This window comes from Mycobacterium sp., from assembly GCF_036488105.1.
Taxonomy (GTDB): domain Bacteria; phylum Actinomycetota; class Actinomycetes; order Mycobacteriales; family Mycobacteriaceae; genus Mycobacterium.
The window spans coordinates 1-15,285 of the sequence record NZ_DASXHW010000361.1 but is presented as its reverse complement, the minus strand read 5'-3'; the positions used below and the strand labels follow the sequence as shown (position 1 = coordinate 15,285).

Genomic DNA, 15,285 nt, shown 5'->3' with positions numbered 1-15,285 from the left:
CGCTGCAGGTTCGACGTGACGGCCTGAGTCTTGGAGATCTTCTTGGACTCCAGCCGCTCGCGCTCGAGCATGTTGAGGAAGTCCATGTTGCCGCCGACGTTGAGCTGCATGGTGCGATCGAGCTGCACGCCGCGGTCCTCGAACAGCTTGGCCATCACGCGGTGGGTGATCGTCGCACCGACCTGGCTCTTGATGTCGTCACCGACGATCGGCACACCGGCGTCGGTGAACTTCTTGGCCCACACCGGGTCGGACGCGATGAAGACCGGCAGCGCGTTGACGAATGCCACCCCGGCGTCGATCGCGCACTGGGCGTAGAACTTGTCGGCCTGCTCCGAACCCACCGGCAGGTAGGACACCATCACGTCGACGTTCGCGTCCTTGAGGACCTTGACCACGTCGACGGCCTCGGTGTCGGAGATCTCGATGGTTTCGGCGTAGTACTTGCCGATGCCGTCGAGCGTCGGGCCGCGCTGCACGGTGACGTTGGTCGGCGGAACGTCGGCGATCTTGATGGTGTTGTTCTCCGACGCGAAGATGGCCTCGGACAGGTCGAAGCCGACCTTCTTGGCGTCCACGTCGAATGCGGCGACGAACTTCACGTCGCGGACGTGGTACTGGCCGAATTTCACGTGCATCAAGCCCGGCACGGTGTGGTTTTCGTCCGCGTCGTAGTAGTACTGGACGCCCTGTACCAGCGAGGACGCGCAGTTGCCGACGCCGACAATAGCGACTCGGACCTCGGTCGACGCCTGCGGCGCGTTCTGCTCACTCATACGGAGTTCTCCTTGACTCTCATATTGGGGATTACTCGGCTCTAGGCCTGGTCTGCGCTGCGTTGCGCTACGCGTTCGGCCGCGATCAACTCGTTGAGCCAGTTGACTTCGCGCTCGCTGGACTCCAGCCCGAGTTGATGCAGCTGGCGGGTGTAGCGATCCAGAGAGTTGCTGGCCCGCGCAATTGCTTCACGCAGGCCTTCTCGACGTTCTTCGACCTGGCGGCGGCGACCCTCCAGGATGCGCATCCGCGCGGCGGCCGGCGTGCGGTTGAAAAATGCCAAGTGCACGCCGAACCCGTCGTCGGTGTAGTTGTGCGGGCCGGTGTCAGCCACCAGCTCGCTGAAGCGCACCCTGCCCGCGTCGGTCAGTTCGTACACGCGCCGGGCCCGACGCACCGGCGTACCGGCCGGGGCGGCGTTCTCGGCGATCAACCCGTCGGACTGCATCCGCCGAAGTGCGGGGTACAGCGATCCGTAGGAGAATGCCCGGAACGCCCCGAGCAGGCCGGTGAGCCGTTTGCGCAGTTCGTAGCCGTGCATGGGCGACTCGAGCAAGAGTCCCAGGATGGCGAGCTCCAGCACCGAGTCACCTCCTTTGCTGCATCGAATGCGACGCTGTTATGTCGCGAAACAGTCTCGCGCAATAGTATCGGCCCGATATATTTGGCGCCACTCCGGCGGCCAGCTGATGTTCTCGATTTGTTCAGCCGTTGGTAGCCACGCAGTCAGTGCGATGTCCCCGGGGAGCCGGCCGGGTTGTAATCAGCTTGGTTGCAAGCCTGTTCGTGACGCGCGTCGCCCGGCATAACCAAACAACGTGTCTATTCATCTGCATTGGTTTCTTCCGACGTACGGCGACTCGCGCGATCTGATCGCCGGTGGGCATGGCAGCACCATGCGCGGCGACCGGCCGGCCGACCTCAAATACCTCATCCAGCTCGCCCAGGCCGCCGAGATCAACGGGTTCGAGGCGGTGCTGACACCGACCGGGTTGTGGTGCGAAGACGCCTGGCTGAGTACCGCGATGCTGATCGGCAGCACCGAGTCGCTGAAGTACCTGGTGGCGTTCCGCCCGGGGCTGATCAGCCCGACGCTGGCCGCGCAGATGGCGACCACCTTCCAATGGCAGTCACAGGGCCGGCTGATGCTCAACGTCGTCACCGGCGGCGAGAGCGCCGAGCAGCGGGCGTTCGGCGACTTCCTGGAGAAGCAGGACCGCTACGCGCGATGCGGCGAGTTCCTCGACATCGTGCGCCGGCTGTGGACCTCCGACGCCCCGGTGACCGCGGCCGGTCAACACCTGCGCGTCGAGCAAGCCTCCCTGGCGCGACGACCCGATCCGCTGCCACCCGTCTTCTTCGGTGGCTCCTCGCCGGAGGCCGGCCAAGTCGCGGCCCGATCCGCCGACACCTATCTGACCTGGGGCGAGCGGCCCGAGCAGGTCAAAGAGAAGCTGGACTGGATCCGCGGGCTGGCCACGGCGCAGGGCCGACAACTGAGCTACGGCCTTCGGGTGCACGTCATCTCCCGCGACACCAGCGAGCAGGCCTGGGCCGAGGCGGAGCGGTTGCTGAACGGACTCAGCCCGGAGACCGTGGCCGCAGCGCAGCAGTCGTTGGCCCGCTCGGAATCGGTGGGTCAGCGCCGGATGCGCCAATTACACGGTGGCGGGGAGGATTACACGGCCGGGGTGGATGCCCGACAGCTGGAGATCTACCCCAACCTGTGGTCGGGCGTCGGTCTGGTGCGCGGCGGCGCGGGCACTGCCCTGGTCGGCTCGCACGCCGAGGTCGCCGATCGCATCGCCGAATACGCCGAGCTGGGGCTGGACCACTTCATCCTGTCCGGCTATCCCCACCTCGAAGAGGCCTACATCTTCGGCGAGGGCGTCCGCCCGATCCTCGCTGAACGGGGTCTGCTGGGTGAGGGGGCGTCGGCGGTTCGGCCGACTGAGCCGGTCAGGTCGGCGTTCTTGCCGAACGTCGGCGAGGTCAGTGCTTCCTAGCCACGAACATTGCTTCACGCAGGCCTTCTCGACGTTCTTCGACCTGGCGGCGGCGACCCTCCAGGATGCGCATCCGCGCTGCGGCCGGCGTGCGGTCGAAAAATGCCAAGTGCACGGCGAACCCGTCGTCGGTGTAGTTGTGCGGGCCGGTGTCAGCCACCAGCTCGCTGCCCAAGCAGGCCGGTAAGCCGTTTACGCAGTTCCTAGCCCGTGCATGGCTGATTCGAGCAAGAGTCTCAGGATGGCGAGCTCCAGCACGGCGGTTGGCCGGGCCATGACTATTGCCGTTCCGTGTCAGACTCGCCATCTGTTACGGCCAAAACGGATGAGAATGGCGCCGAGGGTGCCGGCGGCGGCGACCGAGGTTGATCGGGCATGCTGGGACACCCAGAGCTGTGGGGACCGCTGGTAAGAACGCTTGTCGAACGCACCGTGCGCTCCATGGTCGTCGCCCGCCTCGGAGTCCCGAGGTTCCCAGAGGTTGTTCGGTCGGTTCTGGCTCACCGACTCGTTAGTTTGTTGTGAGGCATAGCCGGTTTTTGCCAGGTAGCGGTCGAGCAGTGCAGGGGCGAGTTTTTGACCCAGAATGGTAGCGGCGGTACTGGCGCCGGCCCAGTATTGCTTGCGGCGGGGATGCTCGGCGGCGAACAGCACCGCGCGCGCGGCGACTTCGGGCTGATATATCGGAGGTACCGGCTGTGGATGCTTGGGCAGCCGGGAAAGTACCCAGGAGAACTGGGGGGTATTGACCGCGGGCATCTGGACGACGGTGATGTGGACGTTGCTGTGGTCGTGCATCAGTTCGGTGCGCACGGATTCGGTGAAGCCGTTGATGGCATGTTTTGCGCCGCAGTAAGCCGACTGTAGCGGGATGGCCCGCGAGCCGAGCGCCGAGCCGACCTGCACGATGGTGCCGTGATCACGCGGCCGCATGCGTGCCAGCGCGACCATGGTGCCGTGGACGTAACCCAGGTAGCTGACGTCGGTGACACGGCGGTATTCCTTCGCGTCGATCTGGTGGAACGGGGCGAAAACGGAAGTGAACGCGACGTTCACCCACACGTCGATGGGTCCGAAGCTGTCCTCGAACTGCGCAGCCGCCGACTCGACCGCGTCGTAGTCGGCGACGTCGGTGGCAATTGCCAGCGCTTGGCCCCCGGCCGCCTCAACTTCTTTGACGGCAGCGTCCAACCCGCCTTCCCCCCGGGCGAGCAGGGCGATGTTATCGCCTCTGGCGCCGAATGCGCGAGCAACGGCGCGACCGATCCCGGCGCTGGCTCCGGTGATGACGACGCTCCGAGGTGTTGCCATGGAGGACTTCTTTCTATGTGAGGGTTGGGTTGTGTTGTTCCGTTGGATACGGGCTTAAGTGCGCCAGCGGCGCCGGGTCACAGGCGCATGTCGCTCTGGGCGGTGCCGAGCGCGCGTTCCCCGGCGCGGAACCCAGCCCGGGCCCTCGAGCACGTCGGGGATGAGCCAGTACAGAACAGCAAAACTCGTCACCCCCAGCACGCCGTGTAACACGATGTCGCGCGGTTCGAACCCGAGCGGTCCGGGCGCATGATGGGCGGTGAAGACCGCGCCGATAATCACCAGAGTCACAAAGGCGACTGCGCTGAGCGCCGTCACCGCGATCGCCGCGCGGCGCTGGAGAACGCCGAGCACGGCTAACACTCCGAACCCGAACAGCAGCGCGCTGTGCCACGGCGTCAGCGCGAGTCCCAGAACCGGGGCGCCGGTGGGTGCGGTGTGGGGATGCATTGCAGCAGAGACGAACCCGGCGCTACCCAGGCCGATCAGCAGCGCGCCCTCCGCCAGTAGAACCCACCGGCCATTCCGGAAGTGGCTCGGGTTGCGGCTCACAAGGCGTAACCCGGAGGTCGAACGCCCCATGGGCCCTTGCGTGACTGGCGACATCGTTAATCCCTTTCGCTGGGGCGAAAAGTCCCCGTGCTGCGTGAACCCGCCAACGGGCTTACGTCGGCGCCCAACCCGGTTCACGCGCAGCCGACGCCGGCCCTGTGGTGCTCATTGCATGTCGGCATTTGCGTACCCGTTGTTGTCCCGGAACACCGCGGCCTGCGAAACTCCCAGCAACATCCCAGGTGGCTCGCTGCGGCTGGAGTTGACGCGAGGTGTGGCCCAGTTCGGATCGGCGGCAGGCCGCCTTTACCCTGGCTAGGGACCGCTGACTAACTGCGTGCGGGACGTCTTTTATGTGATTTGCGCACGATCCGTGGCAACATCGGCAAACATGTGCTTCTCGATGACTGCAGACCTGGTGGCAGGGACTGTGCTGCTGCCCGTGGCCGCGCTGTCACTGCGAGAGGTGAAACGCCCGCGCGAATTGCCGTTCGCGTTGCTGCCGGCGATCTTCTCCCTGCACCAGTTCATCGAGGCCGCCGTGTGGGCAGGCCAGGACGGTGACCGGTCAGCCGGCTTTGTTCATCTGGCGGTTCTGGCGTATGTGCTGATCGCCTTCGCGTTGCTGCCGACATATGTTCCGCTCGCAGTGTTACTTCTCGAACCGACCGGGGCCCGGTTGCGAGTGGCGCCATTCGTAGTGCTCGGCGCGGTCGTCTCGGCGTACCTTGCTTTCGCCGTGCTGTCGCACCCGGTCGTGGTGCACCGGCTTCCACATGCTTTGAGCTACCACACCGGCGTCGAACACGGCGCACTGTGGGTGGTGCTCTACATCGTGGCCGTGATCGGACCGGCGCTGATGTCTGGTTACCGCTCCATTGTCGCTTTCGGACTGCTCAACCTGGTGGGACTCATCGTGGTCGCCGTGCTCGCCATTCGGGGGTTCGCCTCGCTGTGGTGCATCTACGCTGCAGCGGCGTCGATTTTGGTGCTGCTACATATGTTGCGCCGCAGGCGGTTACCCGACCCGCATCGCTACCACGGCGTGGCCGACCGAGCCGCTGGGACCCATTGATGCCCGCGTCTTCACCCCGAAGCAACCGCGTCACGGCGGATTGTCGATGCCGGCGTCGGCGAGCCCGACCCGCGTCGCATCGCCAGCGGGCTCGTCGGTCCGCACGATCGTGATGCCCCCTGATTCATAAAGGACGTACTGGAGCACACCGAGATCGCCCTGCCCGGCCTGACGCAGCAACCGATAAACGTCGCCCCGAGTCAAACCGGCAGAGCGCAGGGCCGGTGCCTGCATGCGCCCATGGGAGACCAGGATCAACGGGCGCCGGTCCAGCAGCCGGCCGAGCAGACCCCGCCGGCGCATGGCTGCGACGAGGCGATGCGCCAGCAGCAGAGTGACCAGGGCCACCGCACCGCTGGCAAATGATGTGTTCGACGACGTTGCGGTGCGACCCACGATGGCGCCCACCGCGACGGTCACCGCGAAGTCGAAGGGGCTGAACTCGGCGAGCAGGCGTCGCTCAGATAGCCGCAGTCCGACGACCGCGACGACGAACAGCAAGATCGCCTTGAGCGCGGTCCACCCCAGTTCCGGGTAGCCGCCGAACAGATGAGACATGCCTGGCCCCCTTCACCCGTCATGACCCCGTCGGTTGTCTCTATCACCCCGCTCGGTCGCGTTGACCCGTCTGAGCAAGAACGCTCCACCGGGCGCGACGCGCAACACGATCTGGGCCAGTCGATCCCGCAGCCGTTGATGGGACGAAGCTGTCGGCGCACTTCCGAGCAGATCGCGATAGCCGGCCGCTGCCCACAGACCCGCGACGACGGTGTCAGTCAGTCCGGCGCGGGCTCGGGAGCGGTCAGCAACGGCGAGACCCAGCGCGGTCAGCGCATGTACGGTATCCACCCACACCCCCATTGCGAGCACCTCGGGGCTGGGCCGCAACCCCGACAGCGCAGCCTGGGCCAGCTGGCGGCCGCCCAGGATCCGGGCGATCACCGCGCTCTTGGTGTCGACCTTCAGGTGATGGACGTTCTCCATCACCTGGTACGGCGCAATTAGTAAAGCGGCTCCCCACGCCGCACGAAGCAACTCGATCTGCCTGGATGTCCTGGGGTGGGTGGTCATAGCTGCCCTCGCTGATTCGTGCTCATCGTCGGTATTGGGCGGCGCTAGCGGTCACCGACATACCGTGACCGGGGACGGTCGTGTTGGGGGTGAGCGCGCCGTTCGCCGCACGGGGTAGGCCATCGAACAGTTTCGGCTCCAAACGGGTGTGGTCGATGAAGTACTCGACATGGCGCAGATTGGTGATCGAGGCGGCGACCGGCGCGTGCAACGCCGGTGCGCAGTGGGCGGACACCTGGAGGTTGTGCGACGCGGCGATCGCGGCACCGGCCAGCCATCCGGTGTACCCGCCGCACCTGGTGGCGTCGAGTTGCAGGCAATCGACCACGGGCGCCAACCGGCGGGCGTCGTACCGGTCGGACACGTACTCTCCAGCGGCGACGTCGCACCGTACCGCGTCTCGGACGACGCGCAGGCCGTCGATGTCGTCGCTGCTGACGGGCTCTTCGAACCAGACGACCCCAAGGTCGTCGAATGCGGCACCGACCCGCCGGGCCTGAGCCACGGAGTAACCGCCGTTGGCGTCCACCATCAGTTCGGCGTCGTCGCCGGCGAGCTCCCGCAAGCGGCGGACCCTGTCGAGATCCCGGGTCAGGTTGGCACCCCAATTCTGGCCGATCTTGATTTTCATCGCGGTGCACCCAGCCTCCTGCCAGGTGGCGACCTGTTCACCGAGCTGGGTGGCGTCGAGGGTGGTGAAGCCGCCCGAGCCGTAGATCGGCACGTTGGGACGCGCCCGCCCGAACAGCCGGGAAAGCGGCTCGTCACATAGCCGGGCTTTGAGATCCCATAAAGCGACATCGACGGCGCTCAGCGCCTGCATGACCAGTCCCCGGGTGCCGACGTTGCGGCAGTGGCGGTGCATCGCTTCCCACGCGCCGGGGATGTCGAAGGGATCTCGGCCTGTGACGACCCCGGCCAACTCTTCGGTGACGACGGCGGCCGCCGCCGGGGAACTGTAGGTCCACCCCAGACCACTGGTCTGGCCGGCGTGCGCGTGCACGACGACAGCGGTGGTGGCGTCCCACGTCAAGGTGCCATCGGCCTCGGGTTCGGGGGTGTCGACGGTGTAAGCCGCGACGTCGACTCCATCGATGCGGGCCGACGTCATGGTCGGCTCCGTGACTGTTCTGCTCTGCGGATACGGCCTGCCGCATGGTCAACCATCAAGTCTGCGGCGCGCACGGCCAGCACCATGATGGTCAGCGCTGGGTTGGCCGAGCCCTGAGTCGGCATGGTGCTGCCGTCGACGACGTAGAGCCGCTCGACTCCGAATACCCGATGCTCGGCGTCAATGACGCCGTCTTCCGCGCGGGCGGCCATCCGGGCGCCGCCGACGAGGTGGGCATAACGCTCGATCGTTATCGTCTCCTCGGCACCCGCCGCGCGCAGGATGTTCTCCATGACGGTCGTGGCGGCTTTGATCAGCTGTCTGTCGTTGTCGCACTGGCTGTAGGAGAAGTGCGCCACCGGCAGGCCGTGGCGGTCTTTCTCATTGCACAGCGTGACGCGGTTGTCCGGTCGCGGCAGCAGTTCGCACAGCGCGCCGAGGGTGGCCCAGTGCACGTAGTCGCGCATGTATTCGCGCAAGTTCGTGCCCCAATGTCCTTGCGCGAGAACATGTTCGGCCCAGGTGATCGGCAGTGGGCTGACGGTTTGGATGGACCAGCCGCGTTTGTAGGGTTTGGTCGGGTCGGTTTCGTAGAACGCCTCGGAGCTGACCTCGGGCGGCGGCGCTTTGTACATCCGGATCTCATCGCTGAACCGCCCCGCGGTCTGGGGTGCGCCCTGAACCATCAGGTAGCGGCCGACTTGATCGTGGTCGTTGCCCAAGCCGCGTTCGTAGCGCCTGGTGGCCGACAGCAGCAATAGGCGCGGCGTCTCGATCGAGTAGCCCGCGACAACGACCGCGCTGGCACGTTGCCGGCGCAGGACTCCAGCGCGGTAGTACTCGACACCGGTCGCACGCCCGGTCTCGTCGTCGACGAGCACCCGCGAGACCAGCGCGTCGGGCCGGATCTCGGCGCCGTGGGCCAACGCGTCGGGGATGTGGGTGATCAACGGGCTGGCCTTGGCGTTGACCTTGCAGCCCTGCAGGCAGAAGCCGCGATAGATACAGTGCGCGCGGTTGCCGAAGCGGCCGTTGGGGATGGCGACCGGCCCTACCCGCATCTCTATCCCGAGCTCCGCGGCGCCGCGCAGCGCAATCTGACCGTTGCCGCTGACCGGATGCGGGCTGTGCGGGTAGCGATGTGGATCGCCCCATGGCCAATCCTGTCCGGCAACGGGCAGCTCGGCTTCGATCTTCTCGTAATAGGGCCGCAGGGTGTCGTAGCTGATCGGCCAGTCCGCGCCCACGCCGTCGGCGCTGTGGGTGTGGAAGTCCGACGGGTGAAACCGCGGGACATAACCGGCGTAATGCACCATCGATCCGCCGACGCCGCGCCCGGAGTTGTTGGAGCCCAGCGGGATCGGGTCGGAGCCGCCGATCTGCCTGGGGTCTGTCCAGTACAGGCCGTGTGAGCCGCGCTCGTCGCTGACCCAGTCGGTGTCCGGATTCCAGAAGGGGCCGGCGTCCAGCACGACGGTGCGCCACCCCGCTCGGGCCAGCCGTTGCGCCAGCGTGCCACCGCCGGCGCCGGCACCGACGATGACGACGTCGACCTCGTCGTTCTCGTCGTAATGGCGCATGTCGGCACGTAACTGGTGGTTGACCCGCGAACCGTCGTTCGGGATCAGCCAGGCCGATTCGTTGCGGGCCCGGATAGTTCGGTAGTCACTCACTGGGCCCACTGCCCGGCAGGTCGTCATTGGCTTTACGAGATCGCTCCACCCGCCGGGCGAACGGGACCGGGTCGACGTCGTCGTGGTCGGCGACCTCCCACCTCTCGCGGGCGTTGATTCCGGCGTTGAGGTAGCCACGCGGGTATGCCGGGCCGGGGAAGCCGATCTCGTTCCACGCCCAGGGATGGGAGTAAAACGCGGTGCAAGCGTATCGCGCCCACAGGCTCCAGACATGTTTGGCCGTCACCCCGTGCCAGGATCCGCCGCTAGCCGCGAGGTCGGCCACGTCCTGCAGGAGCCGTGCCTGTTGGGCGGTGCTCAGTTCGGCGTAGCCGAAGTCGTGGCGTGCGCGTGCATCCTCGTCGAGGTGGGCCAGCGTGTCGCGCCACGCCTGGCCGTCTTCGGGTAAGTCGTCGTAGTGCCAACCGTCGGTCTCGCCGATCGAGAGTCGCCCGTCGATCAGCGCCAGTACCGGGACCCGCGGCTCGCTGTCTTGGTCCATCAGCAAATCGAGCATCGGCTCAGCGACGCCGACCTCATGCGGGGTGAAAAAGGACAGCATCTTGGGCAACGTCAGGCGCGCGAGCACCACACCCGCGGTCACGTCGTCCCACCTGTGCGCCTGATCTAGCACATCGAACCCCGGGAACCGGCCGCGGCCCTGCGGAGTGATCCCGCGCTGTGCTTTCGTGCGGAACGGCATCAGCTACCCGTCCTGTTACCGAGCCGCGGCAGCTCCTCACGGCGCAGCAGCGCAGCCAGCAGGCCCATCCCGCCGACCAGCGACGCCAGCAGCGGCGCGAACGCGGGCGGCCCGGACTCCATGTTGTACTTGGTGAAGCCGCCGGGTCGCTGCCTGATCCCGCGCACATGCAGATAGAAGCCCTGCAGCCCATTGATCACGATCGCGGCGCTCGCCGCGGGCAGCACGGTGCGGGCAGCCCGCCGGGAGAAGAACCCGGCCACTCCGGCCGGGATGGCGGTGGGCACCACCACGATCGGCCACCACATCATCTTGTTGCCGAAGCTGGCGCCGTCGTGCGAGAAGTAGATCTCCCCGGCAGTGACCGCGGCACCGGCAGCCGTCAACGCCGACAAGGTGCGCTCGAAGCGGCCGGTGCGGATGTCGTACAGAGCCTCCCGGATGAGTGACATCGTTCAGCCGCCCTTCTTTTCGCCGGGCAGATATTGCTGCACCTTTTGCTTGACGCCCTGTTTGATGAAGCCGGCTGCGTCCTCGTCGCCGCCGAGCACGGCATAGACCAGCGACTTGGCTTCGGCGAAGGTCGCGTGTGGTGGGATGGGCGGAACGTCGGGGTCGCAGCGAACGTCGAGCACGGTCGGGCGGTCCGCCGACAACGCGCGGTCCCATGCACCACCCAACTCGGCGGCGTCGTCGATGTTCTGGCCGTGCAAGCCCAGACTGCGGGCGAACCCCGCGTAGTCGACGTCGGGCAGCGACTGCGACGCCTCGAACTTCGGCGAGTTTTCCATCGCCCGCAGCTCCCAGGTCACCTGGTTGAGGTCGTTGTTGTGCAGCACCACGACGATCAACCTGGGGTCGGTCCACTGCTGCCAGTACTTCGCGATGGTGATCAACTCGGCCATTCCGTTCATCTGCATCGCCCCGTCACCGACGAACGCGATGGCCGGCCGGTCCGGGTGGGCCCATTTGGCCCCGATCACGTAGGGCACGCCCGGGCCCATCGTGGCCAGCGTGCCCGACAGCGACCCGCGTACACCCGCAGTGAACTTCAGTTGGCGGGCATACCAGTTCGCCGAGGAGCCCGAGTCGGCCGCGATGATCGCGTTGGCCGGCAGCCGCTGCGACAATTCGTGGAAGATTCGCATCGGGTTGATGGGGTTGGCGTCGGTCATCGCCCGCCGCTGCACCGTGTTCCACCACTTCGCCACGTGCTTTTCGACCGTCTCCCGCCACGACCGGTCCGACTTGCGCTGGAGCAAGGGGATCAACGCCCGTAGCGTCGACTTCGCATCGCCGACCAGATTCAGCTCGTATGGGTAGCGCATCCCGATCCACTTGCCCGACCGGTCGATCTGCACCGCACGGGCCTGATCGAGCTTCGGCAGGAACTGGGTGTAAGGGAAATTGGATCCGACCGTGAGCAGGGTGTCGCAGTCCATCATCAGATGCCAGCTCGCCGTGGTGCCGAGCAAACCGATGGAGCCCGTCACCCACGGCAAGTCGTCGGGCAGCACGTCCTTGCCCAGCAAAGCCTTGGCCGCACCTGCCCCGAGCAGATCGGCCACCTCGGTCAGCTCGGCCACGCAGTCCCGCGCTCCCTGCCCGACCAGCATCGCAACCCGCTTACCCGCATTGAGCAGGTCGGCGGCCTGCCGCACCGCGCTCTCGTCTGGGATGACCCGCGATCCGCTGAGCCCCAGGCTGGACGGCACCTGCTTGAACGCGTGTGCGGGCGCTTCGTACTTAAGTTCCATCACATCGGAAGGGAAGATGAGGCATGTCGGGCATCCCTCGCTGACCGCCACCCGGATGGCCCGGTCGATGAGGTTGGGCAGCTGCTGGGGAACGGTGCACATCTGCACGTATTCGCTGCAGACGTCCTTGAACAGGCTGATCAGATCGACCTCCTGCTGATAGGAGCCGCCCATCGCCGAGCGCTCGGTCTGGCCCACGATGGCGACCACCGGCACGTGGTCGAGCTTGGCGTCGTACAGTCCGTTGAGGAGGTGCACCGCCCCCGGCCCGCTGGTCGCCGCGCAGACGCCGACGGTGCCGGAGAACTTTGCGAACCCGACCGCCTCGAATGCCGCCATCTCCTCGTGCCGCGCCTGCACGAACTGCGGCTTGTTGTCGGCACGCTGCCAGGCGGCAAGCAGGCCATTGATCCCGTCCCCGGGGAACCCGAAGACCTGGGACACCCCCCAATCCCGTAACCGGGCGAGTAAAACGTCAGCGACAGTGGCAGACATAGCGGATGCTCCTCTTACAAGGTTGGGCGGGGAGGTGTTGGCACTCGATTCACAGCGTGGTGTACCCGTTGGGAAACCCCAGACATACCGGCACAGCACAGTCCCAGCGAGCTCCCAGCAGGTGCCCGGATCGCTCTGCGAAGTCTTCGTCGACGCCGGTGTTACGCCGTGGTGCGGCGCAATGTGTGCAACGCGCTGGCCGCCCGGATGTATGCGAGGTGACTCAGGGCTTGCGGGATGTTTCCCAACGCCTCGCCGGTGTCTGCGACCCGCATCTCCGACATCAGGCCCAGCGGACCGGCAACGTCGGCGTCCAGTTGTCGCATGAGCTCGCGGGCCTCGTCGAGTCGGCCAACACAAACCAGCGCATGCACTCGCCAGAATGCGCAGGCGGTGAAGGTTTCCTCCTCGTCGCAAACCCCGCTGTAGCGGTAGAGCAGCGGGCCCGCCCCGAGTTCGGTCCCGATGGCGTCGATGGTCGACGACATCTTCTGTCCCTGGTCGAAGCCGATCTCGGCTGCCAACAGCACCGAGGCGTCCAAATCGTCGGTGCCGGCGTAAAAGGTGTAGGCCCGTTTGGTCTCCGACCAGCAGTGCTGCGCGATCCAGCTCTTGATCCGCTGTGCTTCGGCGCGCCACCGCTTTCCGGTGCCGGTCAGTTGCCCGGCCTCGGCGAGACGGGCCGCGGCGTCCAGCGCCCGCCAGCAATTCATCTTCGACCAGGTGTAGGGCCTCTCGACAGGTAGTTCCCAGATGCCCGCATCATCGCGGCGCCACTCGTCCGCGCAGCAATCGGCCAAGTCGGAAAGTTCCCGGGCGGAGCCGACGTCGAGCAGATGGCCGCGGAAAACCCAGTCGGCGACCGTGCCGAACAAGTCGCCGTACACGCCGAGTTGGGTCTGCGAGGCGGCGTCGTTGCCGACCATCACCGGCCGGCTAGCGCGGTAACCGGGCACGTTCGGTCGATGGACGACGTCGGGAATGTCGCCACCCAGCGTGTACATCACGTGGATGTGCGGCCCGTTGCCGCGTACAGCGTGCAACAGCCACGCAACGGCGGCGTGTACCTCCTCCTGCAAGCCCAGCACCGCCAGTGCGTCGATCGTCAACGCCGCGTCACGGACCCAGCAGAATCGGTAATCCCAGTTCTTCGGGCCGCCGACACGCTCAGGCAGGGAGGTGGTCGCTGCTGCGGCGACAGCGCCGGTGCCGGCGATTACCAGGGTTTTCAGCGCAAGGGCGCTACGCACGATCCGGTTCCGGCCGTCACCGGTCCACTGCACCTGCCTCGACCACCGCCGCCAGTTGTCTGCCGTGGGGTCTATGCGCCGGTCAATGGAATCCACCCCGCAGAAAAACAGCGGATCCTTCTCCGATGCGACGACAGCCGTGATCCGGCGCTCACCTTCGGCCACTACGAAAGTCGCCTCGACTCCTTCGAACCGCACCGCCACCGTGACCTGCGAGCTACACCGCACGCCCATTGTCAGTGGCCCGGCGTGCAAGATCGGGCCGCGCTCATCATCTTCGGCCCATGGCTGCCAGCGGCGGAGGCCGTCGCCGGGAGTCACCGCAAAGCGCAGCTCGACCGAACCGCTGATTCCGTCGACGCGTCGGGCGAGTTCAGTCCACGGCAACGCCCCCGCGTTTCCCGAGTTCAGACTGTCCGTGATGCGCACCTGCCCCGTCGCCGTCGTGAATGTGGTTTCCAACAGGTTGGTGTCGGGGAGGTATCGACGCGTCGTGATGGTCTCGGGGTCCATCGGACGCAACTCGATCCGGCCGCCGTACTCCGGGTCCAACAGCGCGGCAAACGTCGGGGGCGAATCCAACCGCGGCACTGCCCACCAGTCGATCGAGCCGTCAGCTGCCACAAGTGCGACACCTCGGCCGTCGCCCAACACTCCGTAGTCGCCGATCTTGGCAAAGCCGTCAGAGTCGCGGATATCACACATGCGCCACTCGTCGCCCATCACCGCATCTTGCCAGCACGGGGCGGCCCCACCCCTAAGTTCGTCGGGTGCCGTGCTAGTGACGGCGGTGCCGCGACCGTGTCGGGCGCTACGCCTCGGGCATCACACCGGGCGTGGGCATCGGGCTCGTCGCGGCGGACCACCGTGGATCCTTGCTACGTGCGCAGGTGTATCTCGTCATCAGTGTGACCGCGACCCTTGTGCTTCCTAGCCACGAAACGTAACCGACCTACCTCTCGGCGTCGGTGCCGCGGACGTACTCTGGTCTTCGTGCGATTGCAGCGACAGGTAGTGGACTACGCGCTTCGGCGTCGCTCACTGCTGGCCGAGGTCTACTCCGGCCGGACCGGTGTCTCCGAGGTGTGTGACGCCAACCCCTACCTGCTGCGCGCGGCCAAGTTTCACGGCAAGGTCAGCTCGGTCATGTGCCCGATCTGCCGCAAGGAGCAGCTGACGCTGGTGTCGTGGGTATTCGGCGACCACCTCGGCGCGGTGTCCGGGTCTGCGCGGACCGCCGAAGAACTGGTCTTGCTAGCCTCGCGGTTCGAAGAGTTCTCGGTACACGTGGTAGAGGTATGTCGAACCTGCAGTTGGAATCACTTGGTCAAGTCGTATGTGCTCGGCGCGACACGGACGGCTCGCCCGCCGCGGAAGCCGCGCAGCACCCGGACGGCGCGCGATGGCGCCCGCACGGCCAGTGAATAACGAAGGGCAGCAAGACCAGTCGGCCGCTGACAACCCGAACGGGTCAGGGGCCGATGCCGGTCTTACGCCCGCGTCC

At 66.4% G+C, this 15,285-nt stretch carries 15 protein-coding genes and 1 pseudogene; 3 read left to right on the top strand and 13 right to left on the bottom strand.

Annotated elements, in window-relative coordinates:
- Positions 1-776: inositol-3-phosphate synthase (locus tag VGH54_RS19090; RefSeq protein WP_331513639.1), on the bottom strand; the 776-nt coding region annotated here is incomplete at its 3' end.
- 41 nt (positions 777-817) lie between these two features.
- Positions 818-1,360 (bottom strand): PadR family transcriptional regulator, encoded by a 543-nt coding sequence (locus VGH54_RS19085; protein ID WP_331513638.1) that lies wholly within the window; start codon positions 1,358-1,360, stop codon positions 818-820.
- Between the two features lie 235 nt (positions 1,361-1,595).
- Between VGH54_RS19085 and VGH54_RS19080 the strand changes: the two genes are divergently transcribed.
- Positions 1,596-2,783 (top strand): LLM class flavin-dependent oxidoreductase, encoded by a 1,188-nt coding sequence (locus tag VGH54_RS19080; protein WP_331513636.1) that lies wholly within the window; start codon positions 1,596-1,598, stop codon positions 2,781-2,783.
- 7 nt (positions 2,784-2,790) lie between these two features.
- On the opposite strand, the pseudogene VGH54_RS19075 reads toward VGH54_RS19080, so the two are convergent.
- From VGH54_RS19075 to VGH54_RS19065, 3 genes and pseudogenes are all read right to left on the bottom strand, one after another.
- A pseudogene (locus VGH54_RS19075) lies at positions 2,791-3,041 on the bottom strand (PadR family transcriptional regulator); the annotation flags it as partial.
- Between the two features lie 36 nt (positions 3,042-3,077).
- A complete protein-coding gene (locus VGH54_RS19070; RefSeq protein WP_331513635.1) occupies positions 3,078-4,094 on the bottom strand; it encodes an SDR family oxidoreductase in 1,017 nt (338 codons plus the stop codon).
- 54 nt (positions 4,095-4,148) lie between these two features.
- Positions 4,149-4,646 carry a DUF4383 domain-containing protein gene (locus VGH54_RS19065; protein ID WP_331513634.1) on the bottom strand — a complete coding sequence of 166 codons (498 nt, stop codon included), beginning with the start codon at positions 4,644-4,646 and terminating at the stop codon, positions 4,149-4,151.
- 403 nt (positions 4,647-5,049) lie between these two features.
- Between VGH54_RS19065 and VGH54_RS19060 the strand changes: the two genes are divergently transcribed.
- Positions 5,050-5,721 (top strand): DUF6629 family protein, encoded by a 672-nt coding sequence (locus tag VGH54_RS19060; RefSeq protein WP_331513633.1) that lies wholly within the window; start codon positions 5,050-5,052, stop codon positions 5,719-5,721.
- 30 nt (positions 5,722-5,751) lie between these two features.
- On the opposite strand, the gene VGH54_RS19055 is transcribed toward VGH54_RS19060, so the two are convergent.
- The 8 genes from VGH54_RS19055 to VGH54_RS19020 all read right to left on the bottom strand — a co-directional run bounded on the left by VGH54_RS19055 (position 5,752) and on the right by VGH54_RS19020 (position 14,504).
- Positions 5,752-6,279 (bottom strand): DUF421 domain-containing protein, encoded by a 528-nt coding sequence (locus VGH54_RS19055; RefSeq protein WP_331513632.1) that lies wholly within the window; start codon positions 6,277-6,279, stop codon positions 5,752-5,754.
- A gap of 12 nt (positions 6,280-6,291) precedes the next feature.
- Positions 6,292-6,792: a hypothetical protein gene (locus tag VGH54_RS19050; RefSeq protein ID WP_331513631.1), complete on the bottom strand. Its 501-nt coding sequence runs from the start codon at positions 6,790-6,792 to the stop codon at positions 6,292-6,294.
- Between the two features lie 22 nt (positions 6,793-6,814).
- A complete protein-coding gene (locus tag VGH54_RS19045) occupies positions 6,815-7,903 on the bottom strand; it encodes an enolase C-terminal domain-like protein (RefSeq protein ID WP_331513630.1) in 1,089 nt (362 codons plus the stop codon).
- Entirely contained in the window at positions 7,900-9,483 is a 1,584-nt protein-coding gene (locus VGH54_RS19040) for a GMC family oxidoreductase (RefSeq protein ID WP_331513640.1), read from the bottom strand. Before VGH54_RS19040 ends, VGH54_RS19045 begins: the two co-directional genes overlap by 4 nt.
- 85 nt (positions 9,484-9,568) lie before the next feature.
- Complete coding sequence (locus VGH54_RS19035; RefSeq protein WP_331513629.1) at positions 9,569-10,279, bottom strand: gluconate 2-dehydrogenase subunit 3 family protein; 711 nt, start codon at positions 10,277-10,279, stop codon at positions 9,569-9,571.
- On the bottom strand, positions 10,279-10,731 hold the full coding sequence (locus VGH54_RS19030) for a hypothetical protein (RefSeq protein WP_331513628.1): 453 nt from the start codon (positions 10,729-10,731) through the stop codon (positions 10,279-10,281). Before VGH54_RS19030 ends, VGH54_RS19035 begins: the two co-directional genes overlap by 1 nt.
- A gap of 3 nt (positions 10,732-10,734) precedes the next feature.
- On the bottom strand, positions 10,735-12,531 hold the full coding sequence (locus VGH54_RS19025) for a thiamine pyrophosphate-requiring protein (protein ID WP_331513627.1): 1,797 nt from the start codon (positions 12,529-12,531) through the stop codon (positions 10,735-10,737).
- 161 nt (positions 12,532-12,692) lie between these two features.
- Positions 12,693-14,504 (bottom strand): glycoside hydrolase family 15 protein, encoded by a 1,812-nt coding sequence (locus tag VGH54_RS19020; protein WP_331513626.1) that lies wholly within the window; start codon positions 14,502-14,504, stop codon positions 12,693-12,695.
- Between the two features lie 270 nt (positions 14,505-14,774).
- On the opposite strand from VGH54_RS19020, the gene VGH54_RS19015 reads away from it, so the two are divergent.
- On the top strand, positions 14,775-15,209 hold the full coding sequence (locus VGH54_RS19015) for a DUF5318 family protein (protein ID WP_325688289.1): 435 nt from the start codon (positions 14,775-14,777) through the stop codon (positions 15,207-15,209).
- Positions 15,210-15,285: the final 76 nt, after the last annotated feature.